Source organism: Methanoregula sp. (assembly GCF_002835825.1).
Taxonomy (GTDB): domain Archaea; phylum Halobacteriota; class Methanomicrobia; order Methanomicrobiales; family Methanospirillaceae; genus Methanoregula.
In genome coordinates, this window is the sequence record NZ_PIZH01000350.1 from 1 (window position 1) to 2,276 (window position 2,276).

Below are 2,276 nucleotides of genomic sequence, written 5' to 3' on the forward strand. Positions count from 1 at the left end.
TTACCGATATCACCGAACGCGTGCGGGCGGAAGAACAGCGCGAGATCCTGATCCGTGAACTCGAAGGAAAAAATGCCGAACTCGAACGGTTTACCTACACCGTTTCGCACGACTTAAAAAGTCCCCTCATCACGATCCGGGGCTTTGCCAGTCTCCTGGAAAGTGATTCGCAGACCGGGAATTTTGATACGGTGAAGCGGGACATCGAGCGGATCAACAACGCTGCCGAGACCATGCAGACACTTCTGAACGATGTCCTCGAACTCTCCCGCGTCGGGAGGGTGATCAACCCGCCCTCAAAGATCTCCTTTGAGACTATTGCCCGGGAAGCGGTTGATCTTCTTGCAGGACCTGTTACCGAACGCGGCGTTGAAATCGATATTGCCCCCGGCCTTCCCGAAGTCCAGGTTGATCACGTACGAATACGGGAAGTGCTTATCAACCTGATCGAGAACGCAATCAAGTTCTCCGGCTCGCGGCCGGATCCGAAGATTTGGATCGGCGTCGACACGGAGGGGCCGGAACCGGTCTTCTCTGTTCGTGACAATGGCATGGGTGTTAACCCGCGATACCTTACCCGGATCTTCAACCTTTTTGAAAAACTCGAACCAGCTATCCCGGGGACGGGCATCGGCCTTCCCATCGTCAAGCGGATCATAGAGATGCACGGTGGGAAGATCTGGGCGGAGTCAGAGGGGGCGGGGAAAGGGACAACGTTTAAGTTCACCCTGCCGGTTCCCTGAGTGAATATGAACGAAGTCACTGCCCTGGATTGTTTGTAAAACTCATGCGAGATCATTTATCTGATGAGGGTAAATTCACGATCCATCGCAGCCTGCACTCCGACCATCACTAGTACCAGCAAAAAATCCTTCCCGATAAAGAAACGGAAAACCTGACCTGATACCCATGACCCGCATTCTTATCGTCGATGACAATGCACAGAACCTTTACCTGCTGGAATCGATCTTAAAACCAAAACAGTTCGAAGTAATCCCCGCAAGAAACGGCGCTGAAGCGCTGGATCTGGCAGGAAAAAATCCCCCGGACCTGATTATCTCCGATATCCTGATGCCGGTGATGGACGGATTTGAGCTCCTGCGGAGATGGAGATCTGATGAACGTCTCAAAAATATCCCGTTCATTGTCTATACCGCCACCTATACCGATCCAAAAGACGAAGCGTTTGCATTGAAGCTCGGAGCGGATCGCTTCATCCTTAAGCCGCAGAAGGCCGATACCCTTTCCCGGATTGTCAGCGAAACATTAGAAGAGAGCAGACGAAAGAGTCCCGTTCCTCCACAAAACGCACCGGGAGACGAGAGAGAGATCCTGCGCCAGTATAACGAGGTCCTGTTCCGGAAACTCGAAAAGAAGGTACAGGATCTGGAGAACGAGATCGTTGAGCATCGCCAGGCAGAGGAGAGGACAAAACTTGCCAACCGTAAACTCTCCCTGATGACGGACGTAACATCCCAGGATATCCAGAACAAGGTATTCGCCCTCAGGGGATATATCGCTCTTATCCAGAAACACCAGCAGGATGAAGAATCATCATCCGGTATTGGCAAGATTCTGGAAATCATCGAGGCAATAGAATCCATCATCCAGAGAACAAAAGAATACCAGCAGATGGGCCTGGGCCAGTTGCGCTGGATTCCGGTAGACCGGGCAATTGGGATGCAGATGTCACTCCAGAGCCGGAAACATTCAATCACATCCCGATGCAACCTGCACGGACTGGAAATCTATTGCGATCCATTGATCAACCGTGTCTTTTACAATCTCATTAACAATGCCATCAGGCACGGGGGGAAAACCAGCAGTATTTCCTTCTCGTTTTGTAAAGAGCCTGGCAGGCTGATCCTTATCTGCGAAGATGATGGTGTGGGCATTCCCCTTGAAGAGAAGCCCATGATCTTTGACCGCATTGCAGGCGGAAAAGGAAAATTCGGGCTCTTCTTTGTCCGGGAATTCCTCACCTTGTCCGGAATGACGATCACGGAGACGGGCACTCCGGGCCAGGGAGCCCGGTTCGAAATTGCCATACCGGAAGGTTCGTTTCGGTTTTCCGGTTCCGCATGATCCAGAGGCAATATCCCCCGCCCTGCCTCCTCCAGAACAATCCGGGCCACCCAAATTACTAATACAATTGAAAGAAAAGAGAAAACTTTATGGCTGATCTGACCGGGGAGCCTTTTCATATCCTTCTTGTCGAAGATAACGAGGACCATGCTGAACTGGTCATCCGCGGGATGAGGGACCAGCAGGTGGCC

General features: G+C 51.8%; 2 protein-coding genes. Both read left to right on the plus strand.

Annotated elements, in window-relative coordinates; all coding sequences use genetic code 11:
- On the plus strand, positions 1–743 hold a 743-nt coding region (locus CW742_RS10895; RefSeq protein ID WP_292420308.1), incomplete at its 5' end, for an ATP-binding protein.
- Positions 744–909: 166 nt separating this feature from the next.
- A complete protein-coding gene (locus tag CW742_RS10900; RefSeq protein ID WP_292420309.1) occupies positions 910–2,085 on the plus strand; it encodes a response regulator in 1,176 nt (391 codons plus the stop codon).
- The last annotated feature ends 191 nt before the right edge of the window (positions 2,086–2,276 follow it).